4 protein-coding genes are annotated in these 4792 nt (G+C 39.8%); 3 read left to right on the top strand and 1 reads right to left on the bottom strand.

What is annotated here, in order from left to right:
- Positions 1 to 279: 279 nt before the first annotated feature.
- Complete coding sequence (locus tag NOL38_RS10300) at positions 280 to 1389, bottom strand: NAD(P)/FAD-dependent oxidoreductase (RefSeq protein WP_024410444.1); 1110 nt, start codon at positions 1387 to 1389, stop codon at positions 280 to 282.
- A gap of 84 nt (positions 1390 to 1473) precedes the next feature.
- Between NOL38_RS10300 and NOL38_RS10295 the strand changes: the two genes are divergently transcribed.
- From NOL38_RS10295 to glmS, 3 genes are all read left to right on the top strand, one after another.
- The gene (locus NOL38_RS10295; protein ID WP_002935518.1) at positions 1474 to 2091 is read left to right on the top strand and encodes a GDSL-type esterase/lipase family protein; all 618 of its coding nucleotides are present in this window, start codon (positions 1474 to 1476) and stop codon (positions 2089 to 2091) included.
- Between the two features lie 42 nt (positions 2092 to 2133).
- On the top strand, positions 2134 to 2676 hold the full coding sequence (gene lepB, locus NOL38_RS10290; protein WP_014736040.1) for a signal peptidase I: 543 nt from the start codon (positions 2134 to 2136) through the stop codon (positions 2674 to 2676).
- Between the two features lie 189 nt (positions 2677 to 2865).
- Positions 2866 to 4677, top strand: a complete 1812-nt coding sequence (gene glmS, locus NOL38_RS10285; RefSeq protein ID WP_024387275.1) for a glutamine--fructose-6-phosphate transaminase (isomerizing) — start codon at positions 2866 to 2868, stop codon at positions 4675 to 4677.
- Positions 4678 to 4792: the final 115 nt, after the last annotated feature.

Below are 4792 nucleotides of genomic sequence, written 5' to 3'. Positions count from 1 at the left end.
GAACAAGGTCATCTAAACTGTAGAAACCAAATTGACCGCGATTGTAGTCTGGATTTTCTTTGTGTAACATAGCGATTCTCCCTCTGCTTATTAGCTAGTATTCCTATATCTATTATACTATTTTACATATGAAAAGCCGTTAGAATTACAATTCTAACGACTTTGTCTTCAGTCTGAAACAACGAGGTTCCCCCGTTGCTTATTGTATTTATTGCTTAGATAACAACCAGTCTTAGTATCTACATTTAAAGAGTCAGTAGAATCTAAACTTATCGTATCTTATTTTTTGAGAATATATCTATTTGGAGAATATGGTGTACGGTCAAAGTTTGTTTCTTGGTTGAGAATTTCTTTAGCAATTTGCCAACCGATAATTGGGCCATTTGTCAGACCGGTGGAGCCTAGACCACTAGCTACCCAGACATTAGGCATATCCTCAATATTTCCGTAGAATGGTGAATAAGTTGAAGTATAGGCGCGCGTTCCAATGCGAGTTCTGGCTACAGGATAGTTTGCCAAATCAGGCATGAATTCAGCTATTTTATCATGCATGGCTTGGATTTTTTCAGGGTCTAGTTCTAAATCGTAGCCCATATCATCTTCATGAGTTGCACCAATAATGATTTTTCCATTTTCAAATGGTAGGATGTCAATCTCTCCGTAGGGCATACAAACTGGCCAATTGTCGGTATCGAATTCTGTATCTAATTCGAACAATTGTCCTTTTTGTGGTCGAACATCCACTTGATAACCAAGAGGTTCAAGAATATGTGGCAACCAGGCCCCTGTGGCTAAGATAATATGGTCAGCAGTAAGCACCTGATTATCTACTTCGACAGTATGGTTGTCGAGCAGTTTTGCTTGTCCGTAGATACGTGTACCACCATTTTTCAAAAATTGTTCCTGAAGAATATCAATCAAACGCCCACCATCAATACGACCGCCACCTTCTAAATGGATACCAAAGTAGTCTGGCTTAAGTAGTGGCAGGTACTGGTTAATTTCCGAGCCTATAAGCGGAGTAATTTCGCCAATAGTCGGAGTATCTACGCGACGTTCCCCGGCAATTTTTTGGATTTTATCAAGTAGTTCAGGCTTACTTTTTAGGCCGATGGTTCCAGTCTGTTTGAATGGAATTTCAGTAGCACCCGATTTTTCCAAATCGGCTACCAATTGACGGTAGAAAACAGCACCATCGGAAGTCAGCTTATACCAGTCTTTATTTTTTTTCTGAGCCATCCATGGGCAGATGATACCTGCGGCAGCTCGTGTGGCTGTTCCGACACCTGAATCAATGAGAGTAAGATTGACTTGTTCTTCTTGGGAGAGATAAAAGGCTGCAGTAGAGCCAACAATTCCTCCACCTATAATAATAACTTGTTTTTTCATAAGTTAATTATATCACAAATTCAGAAGTTTATTTATTTTTTTCAACATGATACAATAGAAAATAAGAAAAATTAAGGAGTTCGTGTGTCAGATATAATGTATCCTGAGGTCCTAACCGTTGGAAGTGGGGCCGTAAAAGTTGCAACAGTCGGAGATAGTTTGACTTATGGATATGGCTTGGAGAATCGGGAAAAAGATGCCTATCCTTGTATTCTAGCTGAGAAACTTGGGCATCACTATCAAGTTTCAAATTACGGATTGAGTGGGCGTTCACTTCAGTCAACTGCAGATTTTCCTTACTTTAAAGAGAAGAATGCCCAACTTTCACTTGAGAGTGAAGCAGATATTGTCATCATCATGATTGGTAGTAACGATAGCCGAGGACCATATTGGAATAGGGAGAGGTTTATTCGAGAGTATAGGGAAATGGCAGAGCAGTATATGGATTTACCAAGCCAGCCGGATGTTTATTTAGTCATCCCGCCTTACGTGCCAACCAGTCGTTTTGGATTGAATAATCAAATTATTGAAGATGAATTACAAAAAATTATCCCAGCTATCGGAAACGAACTTGGTTTACCAGTTATTAACCTTTACACTGTGACGGAGGGACATCTTGAATACTATAGCGATGGTCTTCATTTGACACCGCTAGGAAATCAAGTTATTGCTGAAGAGATTTACCAGCATCTCAGACACTAATGGCTCTAAATTGTGGTATAATACTAGTGAAATGGAGAGATTATGGTAAAAAGAGATTTAATAAAACAAATCAGTTTATTAGTCTTATTGATTTTGGGAATCATTGGCCTACGATTTTGGTTACTTGAGCCAGTCACGATTACCCCTGAGATGGCAAATAGTTATTTGAAGGAAAATGACTTTATCATGACGGTGCGAAATGTCCGCCCGATTCATGGAGATTTTATTTTGTATAACCATGAGGGAAAAGAGTATGTGAGTCGTGTGATTGCATTGGAAAACGAGACGGTTACCTATATGGACGATGTTCTCTATCGTAATGATATTATTGTTACAGAGAACTATTTAAAAACGCCTCATTCACAAGAAAGTTATACAGATGACTTTACATTGGAAACCTTGACAAATGGAAAGTACAATGTCATTCCAGAGGGGCACTATTTGGTGTTGAATGATGTACGAACGAATCAACAGGATAGTCGTAGTTTTGGTTTGATTTCTAGTGAGGCTATTGTTGGTAGACTGACTTTTCGGATTAGTCCACTTTCAGAATTTGGTTTTATTAAGACAGGGCTGGTTCAGTAGAATCAGCTTTTTTTATTGTGTTGAGATGACTGGAACTGTATTTTGAAATCAGACTAGACCAATTAAAATGTTGACAAGGATAAAAACTTGTTATATACTGATTTTACTGGTCTTTTTAGATATAAATTAGACTAGACCAATTTTTAAAGAAATGAAAGCCGATGTTAACAAACATCGTAGGTGATATGTATGTGTGGAATCGTTGGTGTTGTAGGAAATACAAACGCAACTGATATTTTGATTCAAGGACTTGAAAAATTAGAATACCGTGGTTATGATTCAGCAGGTATTTTTGTGACGGGTGGTGAGCAAGCTCATCTTGTGAAAGCTGTTGGTCGCATTGCAGAATTGTCTGCAAAAGTTGGCGATAAGACTGAAGGGACAACAGGGATCGGTCATACTCGTTGGGCGACTCATGGTAAGCCAACTGAGAACAATGCTCACCCTCACACTTCTCAAACTGCTGGACATATCCTAGTTCACAACGGTGTGATTGAAAACTACGCAGAAATCAAGGAAGAGTATCTTGCAGGTCATGACTTGAAAGGGCAGACAGATACAGAAATTGCTGTACACTTGATTGGTCAATTTGCAGAAGAAGGTTTGTCAACTCTAGAAGCCTTCAAAAAAGCATTGAAGATTATTCAAGGTTCATATGCCTTTGCCTTGATTGATGCTACGGATGCAGATACAATCTATGTTGCCAAAAATAAATCTCCACTTTTGATTGGTCTTGGTGATGGCTATAACATGGTCTGCTCAGATGCCATGGCTATGATTCGTGAGACAAGTGAATACATGGAAATTCACGATAAGGAATTGGTTATCGTGAAAAAAGATAGTGTTGAAGTCATGGACTATGATGGCAATGCGATTGAACGTGGTAGTTATACAGCTGAGCTTGATTTGTCAGATATTGGTAAGGGAACTTATCCATACTACATGCTCAAGGAAATTGATGAGCAGCCAACTGTTATGCGTAAATTGATTAGCGCCTATACAAATGAAGCTGGTCAGGTAACAGTTGACGCGGATATTATTAAGGCAGTACAAGAAGCTGACCGTATCTATATCTTGGCTGCTGGAACTTCCTATCACGCAGGATTTGCCTCAAAAGACTTCTTGGAAAAATTGACAGATACACCAGTAGAATTGGGTATCTCTTCTGAGTGGGGCTATAATATGCCACTTTTGAGCAAAAAGCCACTCTTTGTCATGATTAGCCAGTCAGGTGAAACTGCTGATAGCCGTCAGGTATTGGTTAAAGCTAATGAAATGGGCATTCCAAGTTTGACTGTAACCAACGTTCCTGGTTCTACCCTATCACGTGAGGCAACTTACACCATGTTGCTCCATGCAGGACCAGAAATTGCGGTAGCTTCTACAAAAGCCTACACTGCACAGATTGCGACTTTGGCAATCTTGGCTAAGGCTGTCGGTGATGCCAATGGCAATGCCTACGCGAAAGAATTTGACTTAGTGCATGAATTGTCCATCGTTGCCCAATCTATCGAGGCCAGCTTGTCAGAAAAGGATGTGATTGCTGAAAAAGTTGAAAAACTCTTATCAACCACTCGCAACGCATTCTATATCGGTCGTGGTAGTGACTACTACGTTTCTATGGAAGCCAGCTTGAAATTGAAAGAAATTTCATACATCCAATGTGAAGGCTTTGCGGCAGGTGAATTGAAACACGGTACCATTTCATTGATTGAAGACGGTGTTCCTGTCTTGGCCTTGATTTCAAACCATCCACACCTTGCAAGCCATACTCGAGGCAATATTCAGGAAGTAGTGGCGCGTGGTGCCAATGTCTTGACAATTGTAGATGAAGCAGTAGCTAAGGAAGAAGATGACATCACTGTTACAACTGTTCATCCATTCTTGTCAGCGATTGCTATGGTGGTTCCGACACAGTTGATTGCATACTATGCGACATTGCAACGCGGTTTGGATGTTGATAAACCACGTAACTTGGCTAAGTCTGTTACTGTTGAATAAGAAGAAGGGGCTCTTTGTCAACTGTAGTGGGTAGATGAAAAGCTAACACCTAGAGATGACGAACTTCGTTCTCTCTTTCTTTATGTTCAAAGCAATCAAAATCCGTTTTTTAAAG

Origin of the sequence: Streptococcus suis, assembly GCF_029616525.1 — a bacterium.
Lineage (GTDB): Bacteria > Bacillota > Bacilli > Lactobacillales > Streptococcaceae > Streptococcus > Streptococcus suis_AF.
The sequence above is the reverse complement of the archived record's forward strand: the minus strand, read 5'-3'. Positions and strand labels throughout refer to the sequence as shown.

Bases quoted from the DNA above. Each gene is read 5' to 3' on its own strand.
- glmS (WP_024387275.1), top strand. From the start codon at position 2,866: ATGTGTGGAATCGTTGGTGTTGTAGGAAATACAAACGCAACTGATATT.
- NOL38_RS10300 (WP_024410444.1), bottom strand. From the start codon at position 1,389: ATGAAAAAACAAGTTATTATTATAGGTGGAGGAATTGTTGGCTCTACT.
- lepB (WP_014736040.1), top strand. From the start codon at position 2,134: ATGGTAAAAAGAGATTTAATAAAACAAATCAGTTTATTAGTCTTATTG.